Origin of the sequence: Streptomyces sp. NBC_00316, assembly GCF_036158715.1 — a bacterium.
Classification (GTDB): domain Bacteria; phylum Actinomycetota; class Actinomycetes; order Streptomycetales; family Streptomycetaceae; genus Streptomyces.
The window spans coordinates 8340773-8362252 of record NZ_CP108023.1; the positions used below are offsets into that span (position 1 = coordinate 8340773).

General features: G+C 69.4%; 19 protein-coding genes. 8 read left to right on the top strand and 11 right to left on the bottom strand.

Translation table 11 applies throughout. From position 1 onward, the window contains the following. Positions 1-134: 134 nt before the first annotated feature. Entirely contained in the window at positions 135-1154 is a 1020-nt protein-coding gene (locus tag OG878_RS37285) for an aminoglycoside phosphotransferase family protein (protein ID WP_328890868.1), read from the bottom strand. A gap of 153 nt (positions 1155-1307) precedes the next feature. Here OG878_RS37285 and OG878_RS42435 point away from each other — a divergent pair, with 153 nt between their 5' ends. Beyond that, a complete protein-coding gene (locus OG878_RS42435; RefSeq protein ID WP_443049214.1) occupies positions 1308-1562 on the top strand; it encodes a hypothetical protein in 255 nt (84 codons plus the stop codon). 99 nt (positions 1563-1661) lie between these two features. On the opposite strand, the gene OG878_RS37295 is transcribed toward OG878_RS42435, so the two are convergent. Together OG878_RS37295 and OG878_RS37300 are read right to left on the bottom strand one after the other, a co-directional pair. Continuing rightward, a complete protein-coding gene (locus tag OG878_RS37295; RefSeq protein WP_328890869.1) occupies positions 1662-2249 on the bottom strand; it encodes a GNAT family N-acetyltransferase in 588 nt (195 codons plus the stop codon). 227 nt (positions 2250-2476) lie between these two features. Continuing rightward, positions 2477-3007 (bottom strand): GNAT family N-acetyltransferase, encoded by a 531-nt coding sequence (locus tag OG878_RS37300; RefSeq protein ID WP_328890870.1) that lies wholly within the window; start codon positions 3005-3007, stop codon positions 2477-2479. Positions 3008-3195: 188 nt separating this feature from the next. Between OG878_RS37300 and OG878_RS37305 the strand changes: the two genes are divergently transcribed. After that, the gene (locus tag OG878_RS37305; RefSeq protein ID WP_328890871.1) at positions 3196-3699 is read left to right on the top strand and encodes a GNAT family N-acetyltransferase; all 504 of its coding nucleotides are present in this window, start codon (positions 3196-3198) and stop codon (positions 3697-3699) included. Positions 3700-3805: 106 nt separating this feature from the next. Here the strand turns inward: OG878_RS37305 and asnB are convergent, their stop codons facing one another. Both asnB and OG878_RS37315 read right to left on the bottom strand, forming a co-directional pair. Then, entirely contained in the window at positions 3806-5647 is a 1842-nt protein-coding gene (asnB, locus tag OG878_RS37310) for an asparagine synthase (glutamine-hydrolyzing) (RefSeq protein WP_328890872.1), read from the bottom strand. Between the two features lie 292 nt (positions 5648-5939). Beyond that, entirely contained in the window at positions 5940-6425 is a 486-nt protein-coding gene (locus tag OG878_RS37315) for an SgcJ/EcaC family oxidoreductase (RefSeq protein ID WP_328890873.1), read from the bottom strand. A gap of 805 nt (positions 6426-7230) precedes the next feature. Here OG878_RS37315 and OG878_RS37320 point away from each other — a divergent pair. Next, on the top strand, positions 7231-7914 hold the full coding sequence (locus OG878_RS37320; protein ID WP_328891510.1) for a glycoside hydrolase family 11 protein: 684 nt from the start codon (positions 7231-7233) through the stop codon (positions 7912-7914). A 261-nt stretch (positions 7915-8175) separates the two neighbouring features. On the opposite strand, the gene OG878_RS37325 is transcribed toward OG878_RS37320, so the two are convergent. After that, positions 8176-9048, bottom strand: a complete 873-nt coding sequence (locus tag OG878_RS37325) for an aminoglycoside phosphotransferase family protein (protein WP_328891511.1) — start codon at positions 9046-9048, stop codon at positions 8176-8178. 446 nt (positions 9049-9494) lie between these two features. Between OG878_RS37325 and OG878_RS37330 the strand changes: the two genes are divergently transcribed. Continuing rightward, the gene (locus OG878_RS37330; protein ID WP_328890874.1) at positions 9495-11156 is read left to right on the top strand and encodes an ABC-F family ATP-binding cassette domain-containing protein; all 1662 of its coding nucleotides are present in this window, start codon (positions 9495-9497) and stop codon (positions 11154-11156) included. 342 nt (positions 11157-11498) lie between these two features. Here OG878_RS37330 and OG878_RS37335 read toward each other — a convergent pair whose 3' ends face one another. Further along, positions 11499-11939 carry a hypothetical protein gene (locus tag OG878_RS37335; RefSeq protein WP_328890875.1) on the bottom strand — a complete coding sequence of 147 codons (441 nt, stop codon included), beginning with the start codon at positions 11937-11939 and terminating at the stop codon, positions 11499-11501. Positions 11940-12317: 378 nt separating this feature from the next. Here OG878_RS37335 and OG878_RS37340 point away from each other — a divergent pair, with 378 nt between their 5' ends. Then, a complete protein-coding gene (locus OG878_RS37340; protein ID WP_328890876.1) occupies positions 12318-13301 on the top strand; it encodes a DUF6083 domain-containing protein in 984 nt (327 codons plus the stop codon). Between the two features lie 60 nt (positions 13302-13361). Continuing rightward, positions 13362-14006 (top strand): hypothetical protein, encoded by a 645-nt coding sequence (locus OG878_RS37345; RefSeq protein WP_328890877.1) that lies wholly within the window; start codon positions 13362-13364, stop codon positions 14004-14006. A 103-nt stretch (positions 14007-14109) separates the two neighbouring features. On the opposite strand, the gene OG878_RS37350 is transcribed toward OG878_RS37345, so the two are convergent. Then, complete coding sequence (locus tag OG878_RS37350) at positions 14110-14679, bottom strand: PadR family transcriptional regulator (protein WP_328890878.1); 570 nt, start codon at positions 14677-14679, stop codon at positions 14110-14112. 135 nt (positions 14680-14814) lie between these two features. Between OG878_RS37350 and OG878_RS37355 the strand changes: the two genes are divergently transcribed. Continuing rightward, entirely contained in the window at positions 14815-15207 is a 393-nt protein-coding gene (locus OG878_RS37355; protein WP_328890879.1) for a nuclear transport factor 2 family protein, read from the top strand. 358 nt (positions 15208-15565) lie between these two features. Here the strand turns inward: OG878_RS37355 and OG878_RS37360 are convergent, their stop codons facing one another. Continuing rightward, positions 15566-15931, bottom strand: coding sequence for a hypothetical protein (locus OG878_RS37360; RefSeq protein WP_328890880.1), 366 nt, complete (start codon positions 15929-15931; stop codon positions 15566-15568). Positions 15932-16440: 509 nt separating this feature from the next. On the opposite strand from OG878_RS37360, the gene OG878_RS37365 reads away from it, so the two are divergent. Continuing rightward, positions 16441-17187 (top strand): hypothetical protein, encoded by a 747-nt coding sequence (locus OG878_RS37365; RefSeq protein WP_328890881.1) that lies wholly within the window; start codon positions 16441-16443, stop codon positions 17185-17187. Between the two features lie 625 nt (positions 17188-17812). Here the strand turns inward: OG878_RS37365 and OG878_RS37370 are convergent. Further along, a complete protein-coding gene (locus OG878_RS37370; RefSeq protein ID WP_328890882.1) occupies positions 17813-18865 on the bottom strand; it encodes a PP2C family protein-serine/threonine phosphatase in 1053 nt (350 codons plus the stop codon). 206 nt (positions 18866-19071) lie between these two features. After that, entirely contained in the window at positions 19072-21465 is a 2394-nt protein-coding gene (locus OG878_RS37375) for a SpoIIE family protein phosphatase (RefSeq protein WP_328890883.1), read from the bottom strand. Positions 21466-21480 lie beyond the last annotated feature (15 nt).

Below are 21480 nucleotides of genomic sequence, written 5' to 3' on the forward strand. Positions count from 1 at the left end.
CGTGCCCGTAGGGCTCGCGCCTCCAAGCCGGGCGGCGGGGGCCACGTCCCCGTCGTCCCCGAGACCGCGCGTCCGGCGAAGTCCCGGCCGGCCGCTCAGCACGATCTCGCCCTCGGCCACGAACCACCCCGCCCTCACTGGAGCATTGGCTCGGCGAGGAGTTCACACAGCCATCGGGCCATGTCGGCGTCGCCCACCGCACCCACCTCACCGGGGTCCCCGTACACCCCGGGAAAGCGCCGGCCCCAGGAACACGCACGTCCGATCGCCCCGAGCCGGCAGGCCAGGCTCACCGCGCTCCGCAGCTCCACCGCCGAATGCCCCTCTCCCGTCCACGGCTCCAGATAGGCGTCCCGCAAGTGGGGGAGCACCTCGGGCCCGTACCGGGCACGCGCCGTCCGGGCTGTGACCAGCAGACTGGTGAAGGGGTGCGCGACGGTCGAGTCGCCCCAGTCGAAGAACGTGAAACGGCCCGCCTCCCGTGCGAAGAGCTGTCCCTCGTGCAGATCGGAATGGTCGAGTGAGTCACGGATGCCGGAGTCCGAGAGCTCCGTGCACCACTCCACGAACCGCGGCCGCAGGGCACGCAACGCCGCACGTTCGGCAGGTTCGAGAGCGGTGTTCGTGTCGACGAGCCGGTCGAAGGCGGCGGGCAGCGCGGCCGTACGCGCACTGGGCACGCCGAGCATGTCGAGCTTCTCCGCGTACGGGATCAACTCACGTTGCATGACGGCGTACTGGCGCAACGGCTCCTCCCAGGCGCGGGGGTCGGACGGGCCGTTGTGCAGTACGTCCCTGAACACCGTGCCGCCGTCCGGCAGGAGTGACCAGCCCCGGTCGGCGTCGACAGCGAGCGGCTGCAGCACGTGTTCCGGCACCCAGCCGGCCAGGGCCTCCCCGAGCGCCGCCTCGAAGGAACTGGCGGGCGGATTGGCCTTGAACCACACAGGGCCGTGACCCTGGACGGACAACCGCACCAGCACCGACCACGGCCGCACCCGCACCTTCCGCCGGCCCGTCGCGCGCAAGCCGTGGGCGGCCAGCCCCTGTTCGGCCCAGACGAGCGCGGCCTCCCGCCACGCCGGCTGCTCCCAGGGCGTCACCGCACCCTCGTACTGCCCCCGGTCCACGTCATCCGTCGAGTCCTGTTGCATCCGCCCATCTCAGCACCGCGCCCGGCCGCACCTCCACCGGATTTCGCCCCCAAGGGGTGACACGAGGTGCGGCCCGGTCCGGGCGGAATTCCGGTACTGGGGTACGGCGTGCGACGGCGCCGCACTCGCATCGGACACCACAGGAAGTAGTACATGTCACGTCCGGTCACCATCGTCACCGGGGGAAGCCGGGGTATCAGGGCCGCGACATGCCTCCGACTGGCCGCCGACGGTCACGATCTGGCGCTGGGGCACGTCGCGAACGAGGCGGCAGCCGAGGAGACCGCGACACCGGTGCGCGCGGCCCCGGCCGGCACAGCTGTCATCGACACGAGCAACCGATCCGTCGCCGACACGGCGGCACATCTCATCAGCGTATGGCTCGGCAGTACGGTCCTTCAGCCGTAGTGCCGTGGCCGGAAACGATCACGGGTCGGTGCCGGGCGAGTACCGGAAAGCGCGAGTGCCCGTACCCCTTCCCGCGGCGGCCCGACCGCTCTCACACCGTCAGATGTCTCCCTGAACGAGAGCGTGCAGATGCTGGTCGTGCCATCCGTCCGCGTGCAGCAGCGCGCTGCGCATGGTGCCTTCGAGGGAGTATCCGGCCTTGTCCGCCACACGGCAGGACGCCGGGTTGGCCACCGAGTGGCACAGGCGCAGACGATGCAGGCCGAGGTCGCTCAGCGCCCACCGGCTCACGCGCCTCGTGGCCTCGACCACGACACCGCCGCCGCGTGCCGGGGGCAGGATCCAATAGCCGATTTCGGCGCTGCCGCCCTTGAGATCGATGTCGCTCAACCCGGTGAGCCCAACGGGGGCGCCGCCCGGTGGCGCGATGGCCCAGACTGCGCCGAGCTCGGCCTGCCAGCGCTCGTGCATGCGCTCGATCCGCATGCGTGCGTCGTCGAGGGTCTCCACCCGCAGCAGGTTCCACTGGTGAATGGCCGGATCCTGGCCGGCGGACACCAGCACGCCGGCTTCGTCGAGGCGCCAGGGACGCAGCTCGAGGCCGCAGGGCAGGCTGAGTACTGGCTGGGCGTTGCGGGCCATCCGGCCTGCGGGAACGACCACTGGTATGGGCGAGCCGGAGATCATCGCGGCATCGTGCCACATCCTTCAGGCGTACGGAACCGGCTGTCCAGGACCGCGACAGACTCACTCCACGCCCTGTCGAGGGAGGTTGCGCCTGGGTGCCTGCGGCACCGCCCTGCTGAACGGCGGGCACCACCACCCGCCGGCAGGGGTCGCGCCAGGATCGACCGGCGGACACCCGCTCCCGGACCCACCGGACGAGCCTGCCCCTGAGCGCACTGTCTGCGCCGTCAACCGACCCGAAGCGCCAACACCTGTCCCGGCCAGGCGCCGGACAGAAAACGCTCGGTGGGAGTGAAACCGTTGCGCTCGTAGAACGCGACCAGTTCGCCCCCGCCGCCCGCCCAGCAGTCGACCCGCAGCAGCTCCACGCCGGCCCGCCGGGTCTCTTCGACGGCATGGGCCAGCAGCGCCGCCCCTATTCCCCGACCGGCGTACCGTCGGTCGGAGACCAGCAGCCGAACGTACCGCTCGTGTTCCTCGGCCGGGGCGATCGGCATCTGAGGACTGGGTCCGGAGTCCATCACCAGGGCTCCGACAGGTGTGCCGCCCAACTCCGCGATGTGTGGAGCGTTCTCGGTCAAGTACCCTTCGACCCTCGCCACCCCGCCGGGCTTCTTCGAGTACGGTGTCGTGCCCCACTGCTCGGTGTTGCCGCGATCGTTCATCCAGGCCACCGCGGAGTCGAGCATGTCCAGCACGGCCGGCGCGTCGGCCAGGTTGCCCGGTCTGATCCGTATGCCATGTGTGGTGTCGTTCACGGCGGAAGCTTAGTGGTCGGCTCCGTAAGCCCTTCGGGGGTTGACTCCAGAGCCGGTGTCGTGTCCCGCCTGCCGGAGCCGGTTGGGGGAGAGGCCGCCCGCGTCGCGCACCGGCACCTGCGCGGGGACGGCTGGCGGGGACCGAAATTCGGTAGAGGTCAGGGGATGCGAACCGGCACGGTGGGCTCATGGATGTCGAACTGATTGCCGTCTCTGCTGAGGACAAGCTCGTGCTGGCGAATCTCATGCAGTTGTACCTGCATGATTTCTCCGAGCTGGATGCCAGGGACCTGTCGCCGCACGGGACCTTCGACTATCCCTGGCTGGATTCCTACTTCACCAGCTCGGACCGCGAGGCGTACCTGATCCGCATCGGCGCTCGACCGGCCGGATTCGCCCTGGCGCGCTGTGATGTCGAGGGCGACGATGGTGCGTGGAATGTCAGCGAGTTCTTCGTCGTGCGGCGGCACCGCCGCCGAGGCGTGGCCCGAGATGCCGCTCGCCTGCTCTTCCAACAGCATCCGGGAACCTGGACGCTCTCCTATCTCCACCACAACGCACCTGCGGCTCGCCTGTGGCCTGCAGTGGCCGTTGCGGTGTCCGGCGGAGCCGTGCACCGCGTCGAAGAGCACCCGCCGACGGTCCCGGCTCCGAAGTCCCGCCTGCGCTTCGAGGTTCTGCCGAGCAAGTGAGCCGCTGCTCCAGGAAGGGCCTTTCGCGTCGCAGGGCGCGGATCGCAGGCGGCGGCCGCCTCACGCTCTTCGACTGTACCGGGGCACCGGACAGCGGCCCGCCGCGTCAGTCCAGCAGCAGCCCGGGATCGTACAGATCGAGCCAGACGGCCAGATCCAGGGTGCGCTCCAGTCCACGTCGCGATGCATGTGTGATCTGAGGGAGTTCACGGTGCGCGACCCGCTTCAGGCGGTCCCGGTCCACGAGTTCGAAGACCCGGTGAGAGGGCTGCGCCAGCAGGTCCTTGGCGTGTTCCTGCAGGGCGACGGCGTACTGCGGATCCTGTGTCGACGGATACGGGCTCTTCGCCCGGTCGTACACCGACTGGGGGAGTACGTCGCGGGTGGCCTCCCGTAGCAGGCTCTTCTCGCGGCCGTCGAACGACTTCATCGACCAGGGCGTGTTGTACACGTACTCGACGAGCCGGTGGTCGCAGTACGGCACGCGAACCTCCAGGCCGACGGCCATGCTCATCCTGTCCTTCCGGTCCAGGAGCACCCGTACGAAGCGGGTCAGGTGCAGATGGCAGATGCGCCGCATCCGGTACTCGAAGTCGGACTCGCCGTCCAGGCGGCGGATCCCGGCGGTGGCGACCGCGTAGCTGTCGCGGACGTACCCGGGCAGGTCGAGCGCGTCCGTCAGGTCGCTGCGCAGCATGTCGGCGTCGTTCCCGAAGTGCTCCGCCAACTTCACGAGCCACGGGAAGGTATCGGCGGCGCGGGCCTCCTCGTCGAAGAACTGGAGGTAGCCGCCGAACACCTCGTCGGCGGACTCGCCGGACAGGGCCACCGTGGAATGCTCACGAATCGCCTTGAACAGCAGGTACAACGACGCGTCCATGTCGCCCAGGCCCATCGGCAGGTCACGGGCCCGGATCACCCGTGCCCGTACGTCGGGATCGGCGAGGGCCTGGGAGTCCAGAACGATGTCGAGGTGCTCGGTACCGGCCGCCCGGGCCACATCGTGCACATACGGCGTGTCGGGCGTGGCGCGCAGCTCGTCCGCGACGAAGTTGTCGGTCTGCCCCACGAAGTCGACGGCGAAGCTGCGTACCGTTTCACCGTTTTCCGCGAGATCACGGGCGGCGATGGCGGTCATCGCGGACGAATCCAGACCGCCCGACAGCAGTGTGCAGCGCGGTACGTCGGAGACCAGCTGGCGGCGCACGATGTCGTCGAGGAGCGTGCGCACGCCGGCGATCGAGGTGGCCAGGTCGGCGGTGTGCGGCCGCGTCTCCAGCGCCCAGTAGGTGCGCCGGTGCAGCCCGTCGCGGTCGACGGTGACGACCGTCCCGGGTTCGACCTCGTGCATCCCGTCCCAGACGGCGTGCCCCGGTGTCTTCACGAAGGCGAACAGCTCACGCAGTCCGTCCAGGGTGACCGCACGCCGGGCGAGGGGGTTGGCGAGGATCGCCTTCGGCTCGGATCCGAACAGCACGCCGTCCGCGGTGGCGGCGTAGTAGAAGGGCTTGATGCCCATGCGATCACGGATCATCACCAGTTTCTGGGTGCGGGCGTCCCACACGGCGAATGCGTACATCCCGTTGAGCCGCTCGGCCACGGCGTCCTCCCACTCGAGGTAGCCGTGCAGCACGACCTCGGTGTCGGAGTCGGTGGTGAACCGGTGCCCGAGGCCGGCCAGTTCGGCTCTGAGCTCGGGGTAGTTGTACGCCTCGCCGGAGTACACCATGGCCACGGCGCCCTGCGAGGTGTGGACCGTCATCGGCTGGCGGCCGCCCGGCAGGTCGATGATGGCGAGCCTGCGGTGCCCCAGGCCGGCCGGGCCGTCGAAGAACGTGCCGCTGTCGTCGGGGCCCCGGCAGGCCATCGTCGCGGTCATCCGGTCAAGTACGGCGGACTCGGACCGCAGATCGCGATCGAAGGAGATCCAGCCGGTGATGCCGCACATAGACGCCTCCTGCTTCTGGCCCGACCTCGCGACGCCTTGCCGCGGATCTTCGCGTGCGCACCCTCACGGCAGCCGAACAACATGCATCCCACACTTACATATCGAGCGTGCGCCACACCGTTGCAATCGTCAACGCGACGACACCTGCCCGCCTCAGGAACCCCGCCCCCCGGCCCGCTCGGGCGAGCGGCGATCGGAATCATCGCCGGCGGTGGGCCGTGCTGCGCACAGATCGGGCGCGACCGGGTCGAGGTACCGGACGCGGCGATTCGGCCAGGCGGGAGAGCCTTGATCAGCTCTGACGCCCGCCATGTCCCTCGCGGAGCACCTGCTGAAGTTCGCCGGTGTGCTGCTCCACGAGTTCCGGGCGGTGGTGATAGGCCGCTGGAGTGTTCTGGAACAGCGCCACTCGCCACGATCCGGAACCGTATTCGGCGACCAGGGTCTGCACCGCGTTCACCGCCGGATTCGGTTCCGCCCGGCCCGGCGGCACCATCCCCGCGATGGCGCGCAGCATGGCCGCGCTGCCGCCCAGCGGCCGTACCTCCCGCACCTTCCACACGTATGCCGCGGTCGGATGGTCGGCAAAGATCGGCGCGAGATGGCCTTCCACCTCCGAGCCGCGCACCTGGCTTCCGTCGAACCCGATCATGGCGGCATCAGGGGCGAACAGCGCTGCATAGGCGTGGGCATCGCGTCGGTTCCAAGCACGGAGCAGCTCTTCGTAAAGGTCCTGCACGGCGCGTGCCAAGGACTCCTCGTCGGGGCTCTCGTTCATGGCGCCGATCCTGCCACGGCCCGCGCGGCTGGGGGACCGCGTCGACGGCTTGGCGCGCCGCGGCCGACCAGCCGCCCAAGATGCCGACGTCGGCCGGCGAGCCGTCCGGCCGACCGGGGCGCCAGTCGACGTCCCGCGGCCCGATTCTCTGAACTGCACGGGATTTCATGCACTGTTGCCCGTGTCCCGGGAGCCGCGCACCTCAAGTGGTCGGCCCTTGACGAAGCCCGCGATCGGCTGAGGCGGTCCCCGCCGACGCCTCTCGCCTGCCCTCGTGCAGTCGCATGTGTGCGCCAACTCCCACCGCATCAACGAACGATGAGAGTCCGTCAGCATCCGACACGGCGGCCGGTCGCGGGCAGGCCGTGCCCCGCCACGTCCCCGCATCTCGGTCGGGCAAATCTCCGAAACTTTCGACAATGCCGCCCGAATCCTGATCTCCGATCTGAGCCATTAGCTGGCCACTTTTCGACTCGGTGGGCAAGAAAGGGGCATTGAGCTGTGCCGATGCCTTCTCGGGAAGTGTATGTCCGGGACGAGACTTTCGTAGTCCTTGCCGAAACTGTTGACATCCCGATGGTGTCGGACCAACCTTTCGGCGTCGGCAGACCCCCACCACTGTCGATCCGGGTCGCCCGCACGGCCTGGTCCTCCGGTCGTCGACCGCATGTCGAGCGGCCAACCCCCTGCTGCGTTGCACGACGCCGACGCGTGGTCGGCGTCACCCCGGTCACCGACAGGTCGGTCGGGTCGGATCACGCTGCCTGGCCCCCACTGCCAGCCTTCACGAGGAGGAAGCATGAACATGGACAACGCCCCCGCCCAACCGATGAGCCGCCGAGGCTTCGTCGGCCGCGCCGGCGCTGTGGCGCTGGCCGCCACGTCCGGGCTGATGCTGCCCGGCACCGCCCACGCCGCCACGACCATCACCACGAACCAGACCGGCACCAACAACGGCTACTACTACTCGTTCTGGACCGATGGTGGTGGATCGGTCTCCATGAACCTGGGATCCGGCGGGAACTACAGCACCTCATGGAGCAACGTCGGAAATTTCGTCTGCGGTAAGGGCTGGAGCAACGGCGGGCGCAGGACCGTCAACTACTCGGGCAGCTTCAATCCGTCCGGCAACGCATATCTGGCTCTCTACGGGTGGACGGCAAACCCGCTCGTGGAGTACTACATCGTTGACAACTGGGGCACTTACCGGCCCACGGGAACGTACAAGGGCACCGTCACCAGCGACGGCGGTACGTACGACATCTACCAGACGACGCGCACCAACGCCCCTTCCGTCGAAGGCACCAAGACGTTCAACCAGTACTGGAGCGTCCGGCAGTCGAAGAGGACGGGCGGATCCATCACCACCGGCAACCACTTCAACGCGTGGGCCAGTCATGGAATGCCCATGGGCAGCTTCAACTACTACATGATCCTCGCGACCGAGGGATATCAGAGCAGCGGGAACTCCAACATAACGGTGAGCTGATGAACAACGGCGGCAACCGGGGCGTCCGGACCGATGGCTCCTCGATCTGACCGACGGTCCCCTGCCGCGCGAGCTGACCGTTGAAGACCCGAAGCACCGCACCTGTGGCGCGGCGGCCCATGGCCGCCGCGCCGTACTGCTGCCCGACCGCAGGTGCGGCACGAAGGACGCCGGACAACGTCAGGTCCAGCACCGCGCCGAGCGGGACCTGAACGCGGAGGCTGATATAGCCATGTGCGTTCGCAGGCCGGGAATCACCGCTCAGGCCGTTGCGAGAACCTCATCGATGACCCGCCACGAAGCCTCCACGATCACCGGGTTGGTCTCCAGGTAGTAGGGCAACGCTATGAGAGCGATGGACAGCGCCCAGCCGCGCCCGCGCTGCCAGGTCGGTTCGTCGATCGCGAGCGCGCCACGGAACGCGTCGCGGGCCTCTCCGGAGAAGAGGTTCCACGCCACGATCAGGTCGCAGGCGGGATCGCCGACACCCAGCGCGCCGAAGTCGATGACGGCGCGCAGCCGGCCGTTGCCGGCCAGGAGGTTCCCGGCGGTGAGGTCACCGTGGATCCAGACAGGAGGCCCGTCCCAGGCCGGGGCGTCGAGTGCTGCTTCCCACACGGTGGTGACCGCCCGGACGTCGATCCTTCCGCCCAGGGCGGCGATCGCCTCGCGGGTGGGGCGGTCCCGGGTGGACAGCGGCACACCACGGCCGGCGACCGGCCCGTCCGTGGGGTCGATCCGCTGCAGGGCTGTGACGAACCGGCCCAGGTCGGCTGCCGCCTCGTTCGGATCGGCGATGCGGTCGATGGTCGCGGGCTCGCCGTCGAGCCACCGGTAGACGGACCACTCGAAGGGATAGCCCTCGGCAGGCCGCCCCATGGCCAGCGGGACGGGGAGGGAGAGCGGCAGGTGCGGAGCGAGCCGTGGCAGCCAGCGATGCTCCTTCTCCACCTGCCCGACGGCCGAGGCGATGCGAGGCAGCCGCACCGCCAGATCCTTGCCGAGCCGGTAGACGGCGTTGTCCGTTCCCCACGGAAGGACAGGTTCAACCGGAAGACCCGCCCACTCCGGAAACTGCGCAGCAACCAATCTGCTGACGAGGAGCACATCCGTATCCACCTCGTCGGCGTGCATCTTCACCACAGCCACAGGCACCTTCTCCGCTCGGGACTACCGCCAGTCCTTGGTCTCTCCGTCCGGGGACAGGTTACGGATCTTCGTGCGGGGCCGGGGTGCGGAAACCGCAAGACGGAGAGCACACGCTCGCAGTGCAGTCCAGAATTCCCGGCACCGGCGCAACCGGGTGAGGTACAGTTCGAGGGTCCTGTTGTCTCTGATAGAGGTGGACGTTGCGCATCTGAGGTTCGCGATCATCACGCGGTACGGCCCGTCGGTCGTGCGCCTGTCACGCTGCAGCCGGCTTTCTTGCCGCCCGTGACCCCGCGTGGATGCGACCTCGGTGCATGAGCCGTCCTCCATTCCTCGGAATGCCGCACCCCCTTTTTCGTTCTCGGTTGGTCGCCGCGTGGTGCTCGCATACGAAGCCCCTGCCCACAGCGCTTGCGACTGCGAGATTCATCATGACCAACCCCACTGCGCCCAGCGCCTCCGTGACCTGCTCCGCCCTGTCCTTCCAGTGGCCTGACGGCACGACCGTCTTCGACGGGCTCTCCCTCAACATCGGCCGTGGCCGCACCGGCCTCGCCGGGGCCAATGGCACGGGCAAGTCCACCCTGCTGCGCCTGATGGCGGGCCGGCTGCGCCCCTCCCAGGGGTCGGTGACCGTGGCGGGCACCCTTGCCTACCTTCCTCAGGACATCACCCTCGACACGACACTCCGCGTCGACCAGGCCCTGGGCATCGCCGGGCGGCGTACCGCCCTGCGCGCCATCGAGGCCGGAGACGTGAGCGAGGAGCACTTCGACACGATCGGCGACGACTGGGACGTCGAAGAGCGGGCTCTGGCGACACTGGGTTCACTCGGACTCGGAGACGTCGAACTCGACCGGACCGTGGGCCGGATGTCCGGTGGCGAGACCGTTCTGCTGCGTCTGGCCGCGCTGCTGCTGGAGCGGCCCGACGTTCTGCTGCTCGACGAACCGACCAACAACCTCGACCTGTTCGCGCGCCGCCGGCTCCATGAGGCCGTCGACTCCTGGCGCTCCGGTGTGCTGGTCGTCGTCAGTCACGACCGTGACCTGCTGGAGCGTGTGGACCGCATTGCGGACCTGCGGTCCGGATCGGTGAGCTGGTACGGGGGCGGCTGGTCCGCCTACGAGGAGGCTGTGGCCACGCAGCAGGAAGCGGCCGGGCGGATGCTGCGGGCGGCCGAGGCGGACGTACGCCGACAGAAGCGTGAACTGGAGGAGACCCGGATCAAAGTGGCGCGCCGTCAGCGGCACAGCAAGAAGATGGACGCCGAGCGGCGGGCACCGAGAATCGTCGCCGGTGAACGCAAGCGGTCCGCGCAGGAATCGGCGGACAAGCTCCGCGGCTTGCAGGAGGACCGTCTCCATGAGGCGCGCGAACGGCGTGAGGAGGCCGCCGACGCCATCCACGACGATGCCGAGATCAAGGTGAGCCTTCCCCATACCGCCGTCCCCGCCGGCCGCACTGTCCTCGGTCTGCACGAGGTGAGCCTGCGGTTCGGCAAGCTGAGGGAAGGCAGTCTCCATGTGCAAGGACCCGAACGCATTGCCCTGGTCGGGCGCAACGGATCCGGGAAGACCACTCTGCTGCGCACCCTCACCGGGGAGCTCGCACCGCTGTCCGGCGAGGTCAGGACGTTCGTACCTCTGCGGTTCCTTCCGCAGCGGCTCGATGTGCTCGACGAGGAGCTGAGCGTCGCAGCGAACGTGAAACGCCTGGCTCCCGGCGTCACCGACAACCACATCCGCTCCCAGCTTGCGCGGTTCCTGTTCAAGGGGGCGCGGGCCGAACAACCGGCAGGCACGCTCTCGGGCGGAGAACGCTTCCGGGCCGCCCTGGCAGCGACCATGCTGGCTGCACCTGCCCCGCAGCTGCTGATGCTCGACGAGCCGACCAACAACCTCGACATGGCCAGCGTGCGGCAGCTGACGAGCGCGCTCGACTCCTACCAGGGGGCACTGGTGATCGCCAGCCATGACCTGCCGTTCCTCGAATCGGCCGGCATCACCCGCTGGCTGCTCCTCTCAGAGGAACTCCGGGAGACCAGCGCCGAGGAGGTCCGCGACCTGCTCCAAGCGCCCGAGGCCGACTGAGGGCCCGGTGAGCGGGGCCGCACTTCACCGGCCCTGTGACGGTACGGACGTGCCGCCGGTGTCCCCGCTCAGGTCGGGACGGACAGCTGCCGGTTCCGGCGGGCGCCGTGCCGGTGCCGCGGCCCGGTGCGCGCGCATCCGAAGCCGTTCCTGCGGTGGAGGAGCCGGGCTCCGCGTCGTACGCGACCCTGCGGGCGGTCTGCAGAGGCACACCGCCGCTGCAGACTTCCGCAGGGTCGCCCCGTAGGCGCTCGATGCCGGTGACGCGGAGCGACGGTCGGACACCCCGACGTAACTCCTTGCGCGGCGCCCGGCCCGCCCGATGCCCCGGTGTGACAACCGTCAGTTCCAGAGCTCGTATGTCACTTCTCTCGGCATGTGCGGGGGCTTGTGGTGAGTAAAGACGACATGGAGCTCGGTGTAGTGCTGTTGCCCAGGATGCTTCTGCCACGGCTTCGGGTGGTCGAGCCTGACCGTCACGGGGTAGGAGTGGAACGTGCCTGCGGCGCAGTAGGGGCGGCAGTCGTTCAGCACATTGAGTCCGCTGCCGACAGCGAACTTCGGCTTCCACTCTGTCCACCGCAGTGCGGTGAGAATGCTGTTTCCGTCCCCACAGGCAATCAGGAAATGGTTCGTGCGTACCTGAGGATGCGAAAAGCAGTCGACGACCACCACGTCGGCGGGTGACCGTGCCCCCGTGGCGGCGGACGCCGGGACGACTGTTGCTGCGAGCGATGTCGCGGCACAGATCAGGACCATTGCCTTCAGCTTGCGTCTCTGCATGTCCGCTCCCAGCCGTCGCTCAGCGGTCGTTTCAGTATCGACGCTACGACCGCGATCAGTGACGCACCACCCATACAGGTAACAAGTTAGCAAAGTAGTAAAAATACTCCCAGAGCGCCTCTTTCTGTCAGCCGTTGGCCACCGCCGACGGAGGCCTGCCGATGACCTCTTCCGTCCCGCGCGTGTGCTGCGCCCGCGACCGATGACGACCGGATTCGGGAACATGGATCCGGTTCTGATCACCGTGGTCACACGGATGGGCGGTCCCTCGCGTATGCAGCTTCACCAGGCGCCCAACTCGCTAACCTGAGCGCACAGTTGTTGTGCCGACTGGCCACGGCCTGGCCCGGGGGATCGGATGGGGGACCCGGAGTGCCGATGTACCTGCACCGCTCCAACCAGACCAAGCTGCTGCGCCGAAAAGGCTCGAGCACGTGCAAATACTGCGGTACCCCCATCGAGTGGTTCGACCGGTACGACGCGCTGACGATTCCCCTGACCCCGGAGTTCCCCAGCCGACGCATCCCCGCCGCACTGCGATGGCACGTCAACAGAGGGGTGGCCTACCCCGGTACCGATACCGACACCGGGTACTGCCGCATCCCGCACCCGTCGGTATGCCCGGCCGCGGACCATCCGGACCTGCCGAGCGAGCTTCAGGAAGTTGTACTCGTCCTGGCCGTCCGGATGCGTACGCTGATCGAGCAGGGCGAATTCGTGCCGTACACCGAGTCGCCCAGCGAGGAGGAAGTCAGCGGCCCGGACCCCGATGAGACCGAGGGGGCTCGGCACGTCATCAGTTACCACGGAGCTCTCCGCATCGCGCCGTGCGAGATCGACCAACTGCAATGCGTCGCAACCGACTCGAAGACCCGGCTGCGCTGCGAGAACGGCGTTTTCGACCTTGGCGAAGGCCATTGGGACGTCGTCGCCGTTCCGTACGTCCCCGGTCGGCAGGGGCAGTCGATCCTCTCGGTCACTGGCGGCCAGATGTGGGCCTGGGCCATCCCGGACTTCAACGTTCTCAGACGCTGGTGGGTGCAGCGCTGCCACGATCACTACGCGTCGCCGCAGCCGGACCACGTCAAGAACGAGCTCGTGCTCTTCAACCCGCTGCGCCACGGCGACTTCATCCTCACCGAGAAGCCGGACGGATACGAACGGCCGAAGCCCGAAGGCGGCGTCGTCGTCCACGACGGGCCGGGGAAGCGCACCACGTGCGCGACCCCCGACTGCTCGAATGCGACGCTGGCCAGCGTGCCGCATGGCTGGCTGTGCTGGCGCTGCGACAAGCTGGAGAAGCGCCGAGAGCAGGTGCGCCGGCGCTGGCAGCAGCCCGGCGACGGCGACGCCGTGCGCTGACGCCCGTGACGCAGTCCAAGCCCCTGACCCCGAGGCGGTGCTTCTCGCGTGAGGACAGTCATGGAAGCAGTCGGAGACGGCGATGACGAACGGGCGGACCTGTTTCCCTGCCTCTCCACTCCCTGGCCCCAGCTCGAGCCGCTGCTGCACTTTCGCCTCGGACAGCTCATCGGCATCGGAATGCCCGACGGCAGCGCGGAGGCGGCGATGGGCTTCGCTCTCGCACGGCACGTCGCTGCCGAGGGCACCAACGTCCTGGTCTATGCGCCCCACCTGCCGGCAGGTGATCCGACGCCGGGCCTGTCGCACCTACGGCGCCCGCTGACGACTGCTCAGCGCATCACGGACGACGTGATCTCGTTCGCCCACACCTCTCGGCCCGTCGGCCTGGTCGTCGTGGACGGCTTCAGCCAACTGCACGCCGAGGAAGGAGTTCGCCTGTCCGAGCCGGAGCAGGCCGAGGACGCCGGCCGACGGTTGAAGAGGCTCGCGGACGACCTCACGGTTCTGGTGACGGTGGGGCTGAAGCGACCGCAACCCGCCTCTCGGGCGCTGCAGCTGTCCGATCTGGGGCTCGCCGCCGAGCTCATTTACCACGCGGACGTGCTGGCCCTCCTGGAACGCACGTCCCCGTGCAACGTGGACGTCCTCATTGCCAAGGACCGCCTCGGTCCCGCTCCGTACAAGACCTCCGTGCCGTGGTGACCGCACCCCATGCCGCCCCCAGGAAATCCCCACCCCCGGCCCGCCGCGCCTGAGCGGTGGAGCGCAGTGGGGTTCCCGGACGGCTCCGGTTCCGCCGCCGTCCTCAGATGGCCGACGCCTTGGCGCGTGCTTCGAGCACGCGCTGCGCCGTCTTGCCCCAGCGGATGTTCTCCTCCTCGAAGGCGATGCCTCGTAGGAGGGTGAGGTAGGGGCCCACCCGGTGCGCCTGGGAGAAGAATTCGTCTTCGCCGCGCCCTTGCAGGAGCCGTTCGCGCAGTCGCTCGTAGCGTGCCAGCTTTGCCTGGGCCCACTCCACGCGCTCGGCGATCTGAGCGTGTACGGCGGTGATGTCGCCCATGTCTGCGCATTGAACCTTGACCAGGAGTCCGTCCCGGATCGCGGTGGGCCGGCCGTCCGGCTCGGCGGTGTAGACACGCAGTGCTGCGTGCCCCGATTCGGTGAGCGAGAAGACACGCTTGTCCGGGCGGCGTTCCTGTCGCACCACCCGGGCGGTGACGAGGCCCTCCCGTTCCATGCGGTCGAGTTCCCTGTAGAGCTGCTGGGGGGTGGCCGTCCAGAAGTTGGCCAACGAGGCGTCGAAGCCCTTGGCCAGGTCGTATCCGGATGCCTCCCCATCCAGAAGGGCGGCCATCACCGCGTTGCGCAGAGCCATCTCCCCACCTTGCCCCTCTCGTGAGTACTCGACGAGTTGCCTGTGCGGCATTCGCTGCGGCCCTGGACAGCCGCCTCGGCGAATCGTAGTCTCCGATGCACCTAGTCAACTTGTTGAGTAATGGAGTGACGGTTCATGCATCCCTTCCGCAAGGCTGTCGAGACCCGCGACGCCGACGCCATCGAGTCGCTCCTGGCCGAGAACGTCGTCTTCACCAGCCCCGTCGCTTTCAGGCCCTACCCCGGGAAGGCGATCACCGCCGCGATCCTGCGCGGTGTGATGCGCGTCTTCGAGGACTTCGCGTACGTCAGGGAGATCGCCGATCCGGACGGCAGCAACCATGCGCTCGTGTTCACTGCGACGGTGAATGGTCGGAAGATCCAGGGTTGCGATTTCCTCCACTTCGACGAGGACGGGAAGATCGACGACTTCACCGTGATGGTCCGCCCGCTCTCCGCCGCGCAGGCGCTGTCCGAGGCGATGGGCGCGCAGTTCGAGCGGATCTCGCGAGAGGCGTCCGCGGCGTGACGGACGTCGACATCGGCGTCCCCGGCGCGGGACGGGGGACCTCCTCGAGCCGGTGGACGACCATCGTCCGGCCGGCGTCGTGAGGACCTCGGCCCGCTGAGAGCGGCTGGCCGCCGAAGGCCCCGTGGTCCTCCGCTCCGTCCCACTGGTCACCTGCGCGGAGGGCCTGCCGCCTGATTGAACCTCTTGAACAGGTGATCTCCCTCCCCTCCCGCCCGCAGTCGATGCTGCCCGTGACGCCGTCTCACCACCTGCGGGCGCTCTGCAGCAGTTGGTTGCGCACGACCCGCCCGCCGTCCGGGTCCGCGGCGCCGAACCGAGGCCTTCGGTGGCCGGCGGTCCTCGCACTGCTGCTCGATCAGATGGCGGAGGCTGAGCGGCGGACCGTGGACACGGCGTGGATCCCGGATACGAACGCACGGCTGAGCTCTGCGGCGAGGCTGCGAGGTTCTTCGCCGACCCGGACATGCAGCTGGCCGCCTCCCGGTACGGCGAGGTGGCCCACCGCCGGGGCCGGCTGCGTCCGGATCGCGCCCTGACTCCTGCGGACCACGCTGTGCTCGTCGATGGCGCGCCCATGTGGTCGAGGGCCGATCGCACCGTGCACGACCTCGTCGCCGGGTTCGGCCCGGCATCGGTTGTCGTCGGCGGCCCGGACCCGCGTCGCCGCAAGACCCTCGGCTGCGCCGGCCGCGATCGTCGCGCACCCGTCGCGTCCTTCCACCCCGGCTCTGCACGAGCTGCAACCAGCTCAAGTTCCGTACAAGCGAGGCCACTTGGTGCGTCCCTGCTCGGACTCCGGGGCAGCGACGTGCTTTCGGCGGCCGGGAGATCACGCCGCACGGCGAAGCATTCCTGGTCGCCGGACCGGTGGAGGAATGTGCGGCCCACCGGTGTCGGGCGCGAGGGGGCGCCGCCCACCCCGGGATGACGGCCGAGGTGCAGTGGGCCCGGTCTCCGGCGGCCGCCCGGCGGGCCTGCCCGGCATCACCGGAGCCGCCCACCGCCGGCCGGCTGGGTCGGTCGAGGCGCGGAGCCCTCTCCGGGAGCGGTGAAGGCGGCGCGGTGGACGTCGCGATGACGGTCTGACAGGGCGGCGCGGGCCGCGCATGCGTCCGATCGGCCCTCTGTCGTCACTCCTTCGGTATGCCCGATATGACAGTTAAAAGAGGGATAAGTAGGTTCATCACATGTCGGCTTCCCGGCCGACGTCTCAGAGACAGGGAGAACACCATGACGACACGTACAGTCGCCCTGACCGCCGCCGCAGTGGGTGCCGCGGTCCTGGCCACGGGAGGCATCACCTACGCCTCGGCCGCCGGATCCACTTCGTCGGCCCAGCAGGCTCCTGCAGCTGTTGCACAGGCCACGGCGCCTCCTCAGCCGGGCGCCCCCGCGGCCGCGCCTGCCGAAAACGGTGGTCGCGACAACGGCGGCGGTGGCTTCGGCGGCGACAACGGCGGCCGTGACAACGGCGGCGACGGTGGCTTCGGCGGCGACAACGGCGGCGGCTTCGGCGGCGACGGTGGCTTCGGCGGCGACAACGGCGGCGGCGGTGGCTTCGGCGGCGGCGGCGGTGGCTTCGGCGGCGGCGGCGGTGGCAAGGGCGGCGGTGGCAAGGGCGGCGGTGGCTTCGGCGGCGGCGGTGGCGGTGGCTACGGCGGCGGCGGTGGCTACGACGACTACGGCTACGGACGGATCCAGATCAACGAGCGTTCGTACTCCGCCCGCTCCGAGGACGGCTGCATCACGGTGGTCAGCGGTCTCGGCTCCAGGACGTTCAACGTCCGTAACGACAGCCGCAGGACTGTTGAGCTCTTCCGCGGGGCCACCTGCGACAACGGCTCCCCGGTCGCCACGGTCGGACCGTGGAGCACCAGCAATGGCATCCATTCCCGCAATGTCCACGGTGGTGTCTTCGTTCACCACGGCGTCGTGGGCAGCTTCCGGGTAGTCAGGGACCACCACGGCGGGTGGTAACAGCGCGGCCCGCACAACACGGAAACTCCGGCCCGTCGGAATGGGGCCGGGGTTTCCGGCGTGTGTGCGTACCTCGCGCGGGACGTTCGGCTCCAGGCAGTTGTACGCCTGCAAGCCGGCACCACAACCCCGGTACGCGCTTCGTCGGGCCTGGTGCGCACGGCGGTGCCCCCGGTGTCGCCGTGGCCGGTCCCCTGCGGCTCCCACGCCGTTCGGCAGGCTGTGGGGGATGCTGCACGATCCGGCCGCACGGGCCGGTTCCCGGTGGGGGCGTGGCGATCCTCGGCGCACGCAACGTTGCTGTTGCCGTGCCGGCTACCACCCGACGCCGCGGCTCGGAAATGGCGGCCCGCCCGGTCGACGTGCGAAGGGCTCCCGGGCGGGCTCCACGTCCACGGTGCACCGACTGCCGGTGCCGGCGGCGTTGACGGGGCCGGTAGGTGAGCTGAACGGGTAAGCGGATGTCGGCTATTGGGCGCACACGCATACGCGCCGACGGCCGCCGGCGGCGACCGCAGGCCCCCGTCGGGACTCGGTCACCGCGAGGACGGCCCGGTCGGCGACAGGCGGGTCGGGGCGGACCGGCCGGACGCAGGCCCGCGTCGGGCTCCGGCCACGAGGATCTCTACGCGGGGTGGCCGGCCTCTTCTGCGGCGGAGGTGTTCGGGCACCGTACGGCGAGGGCCGAGATGTCGTCGTTGAGTTTCCCACTGCTGTGGCGGAGAAGGTCCCGGTGGAGCCGGTCGAGCAACTCGCGGGGCGGCTGGGGGCCCTGCCGTTGCATCCAGTCCGGCAGCGGGAAGAACGCGCCGGTACGGTCCCGGGTCTCCGTGACGCCGTCGGTGTAGAGCAGCAACTGGTCGCCCGGGGCGAAAGCGACGGACTCGATGCTGTAGTGGCCTCCGAGGAGCGCCGCGAGGTTGAGGGGCGGCGAAGGGGCGGACGGTTCCAGGGCGCGGATCTTCCCGTGGCGCATGAGCAGCGGCGGCGGGTGCCCGCAGTTGAGGAGGCTGACGCGGCCGGCGCCGTGCGGGATCTCGGCGAGAAGGGCGGTGGCGAACCGCTCCGGCAGATCCTGGGCGGGGAACGCGGCGCTGTGGCGGACGGTACTGGTCTCCAGCCGATGGATGACGCCTCTCAGATCGGGCTCGTCGTACGCCGCCTCCCGGAACGTGCTGACCACCGCCGAGGCCGCCCCTACCGCCGACAGGCCCTTGCCGCGTACGTCACCGATGAGAAGCCGGACCCCGTACGGTGTGTCGGCCGCCTCGTAGAAGTCGCCGCCGATCCGGGCCTGTGCCTGGGCCGCCAGATAGAGCGACTCGATCTCGACGCCCCCGATACTGCGCGGCAGGGGGCGCAGCAGCACCTTCTGGGCCGTGTCGGCGACGAGCCGGATCTGGACGAGGGCCTCCTCCCGCTGGATTCGGACGTGGCTCGAGTACACGGCCGCCGCGGTGACCGCGACGATCGCAGCCGCTGTGTAGGGCGTCCCCAGGTCGGCGTAGACGAGATTGAGGCCGACCATGATCATGAGACAGAACACCCCCAGCAGGGCGGTGGGGATCACGGGCCAGATGGAGGCGGCGAGGGCGGGGGCGGCGGGCAGCAGGCGGCTGAAGGCGACCTCTCTCGGTGTGGTGAACGCCAGGCAGGCGATGAGGGCAGTCAGGATCACTGGCGACAGCAGCGCAGATTGCCACGGGCCCCGGTAGCGAGGAGGACGGCGTCGCAGCCGTTGGAACGTGATCACAAAAGGCAGCATATCCGGGCATTCTTGCGCCGACTTCCGACTGCGGAGGCCGGCCGTTGCGTCGGCGGCCGACCGTTGTGCGAGGCCGATGTCTCCGGGCCGCCCGGCGGGCCCCCACTGTCCCTGCGCGCCTACTCGGGAAAGGGCTGCTCGGCCCAGATGGTCTTGCCTGTGCCGGTATGCCGCATACCCCAGCGCTCCGTGAGCTGGGCGACCAGCATGAGGCCGCGTCCGCCCTCGTCGAAGATGCGGGCACGGCGCAGGTGCGGTGCGGTGCTGCTGGCGTCGGAGACCTCGCAGATCAGTGTCCTTTCCTTGATCAGCCGCAACTGAAGGGGCGCGGAGGCGTAGCGGATCGCGTTGGTCACCAGCTCACTGACCACGAGTTCGGTGACATAGACCAGTTCGTCCAGCCCCCAGGCGTGGAGCTGGGCCGTCGTCAGAGAGCGGGCCTCGGCCACAATGGCCGGATCGGTGGGAAGATCCCAGACGGCGACATGCCCGCAGTCCAGGGCACGCGTACGGGCGATGAGCAGCGCGACGTCATCGGCAGGCTGTTCGGTGAGCAGTGCATCGAGCACGCGGTCGCAGGTGGTCTCCAACGACGGAACGGCGTGGGTCAGCGCCGTACGCAGAGCGTGCAGGCCGGCGTTGAAATCGTGATTGCGTGCCTCGACGAGGCCGTCGGTGTAGAGGGTCAGGAGGCTGCCTTCGGGCAGTTCGCGCTCAACGGATTCGAACGGCAGCCCGCCCAGGCCGAGCGGTGGGCCGGTGGGCAGTTCCAAGAAGTCCACCGTGCCGTCAGGGGTCACCAGAGCGGGCCAGGGGTGGCCGGCGCTGGCGAGCGAGCACTTGCGGGAGATGGGGTCGTAGACCGCGTACAGGCAGGTGGCTCCGAGTTCTCCGAAGGGCGTCTCTCCTCCGGACTCGGGCCCGGCACTGAGCCGGACGACGAGGTCGTCCAGATGTGCGAGGAGTTCGTCCGGGGCCAGATCGACGTCGGCGAGGGCGCGTACGGCAGTGCGCAGGCGCCCCATGGCGGCGGAGGCATGGATCCCGTGACCGACCACATCGCCGACCACGAGGGCGACGCGGGCACCGGAGAGCGGGATCACGTCGAACCAGTCACCGCCGACACCGACCTGCGAGTCGGCGGGCAAGTAGCGGCAGGCCACGTCGACGGCGGCCTGCTCCGGGATCCCCTGCGGCAGAAGGCTGTGCTGGAGGGCCAGAGTCGTGGCGTGTTCGCGTGTGTAGCGGCGGGCGTTGTCGAGGCAGACCGCGGCGCGCGCCGCGATCTCCTCGGCGATCTGCAGGTCGGCCTGGTCGTAGGGCACGGCGCACCCGCCCAGGCGGACGTAGAGCACGACGCCGAGGTTGCTGCCGCGGCCGCGCAGCGGCACCACCATCAGCGAGCGCGCGCGGTGCCGGCTCACCCAGTCGGTCCGGTCCGGGTCCTGGGCCAGCCACCGGGTGATCTCGGGGTCGCCGACCTGGTGCACGGTGCCGCGACCGGTGGCCAGGCAGCGGGCAACCGGTGAGAACTCCGGAAAGTGGGAAAACTCTCCGGCGGCGACGACGGCCTTTGCGCCGGGGCACACGGCCGTGCGCCGCAGCAGCAGGGGGCCGCCGTCGAGGTGGACCGGCGGAGCCTCGTCGCCGTGCAGTACGGCGTCGAGAAGATCGACCGAGACGAAGTCCGCGAGGGCGGGCACCGCGACGTCGGCCAGTTCCCGGGCGGTGCGGGTCACGTCCAGGCTGCTGCCGATACGCCTGCTGGCCTCATCGAGCAGCGCAAGACGTTCGCGGGCCGCGTACTGATCGGAGAAGTCGAGGGCGGCCAACTGCACGCCGTGCACGAGCCCGCCGGAGTCCTTGAGCGGCGTGAAGTGGACGATCCAGGCGTGCGCTCGGGGCTCTCCCGGTACCTTTCCGTAGTTCTCCATGTGTTCGGACTCGCCGGTGTGCAGCACGCGATCGACGGACTGCTCGGGGCCCTGGAAGGCGGGATCAGGCATGTGCTCGCTGATCCGGAGCCCGCGAAGATCCCGCTCCGAGGCATCGAGCTGCTTGGTCATGGGCTCGTTGACCCGCAGGAACCGGCCCCCGGTGTCGTAGATCGCCAGGGCGAACGGGGACTGGTCGAACGACCAGCGGAGCAGAGGGTCCATGTCGCGGTCGACCTCTTCCCACTCCCGGACGCCCTCCAGCAACCAGCCGGCCCGCTCGTCGCCCGTGGTCAGCGAACGCGCCCGCACCCGGCACTCGACCGCGCCGCCGTTCCGGTGCCGGAGCACCACCCGGCCGGTCCAGTCCTCCTGCCGGTGGAGACGCTCACGGACGTCAGCGGGGAGCGGTGCGGCAAGCAGCGCAGCCGCGAGCCGGCCGACGGCCTCACCGGCGGAGTAGCCGAGCAACTTTTCCGCACCGGTGCTCCAGCTGGTCAGCGTCCCATCCGGAGCCACCACGGCCAGAGCCGCGGCGGAGGTGAGGGAGTCACCGGGCAGGCCCGCCGGTGTGTCCATGGCCGATCTCCTCGC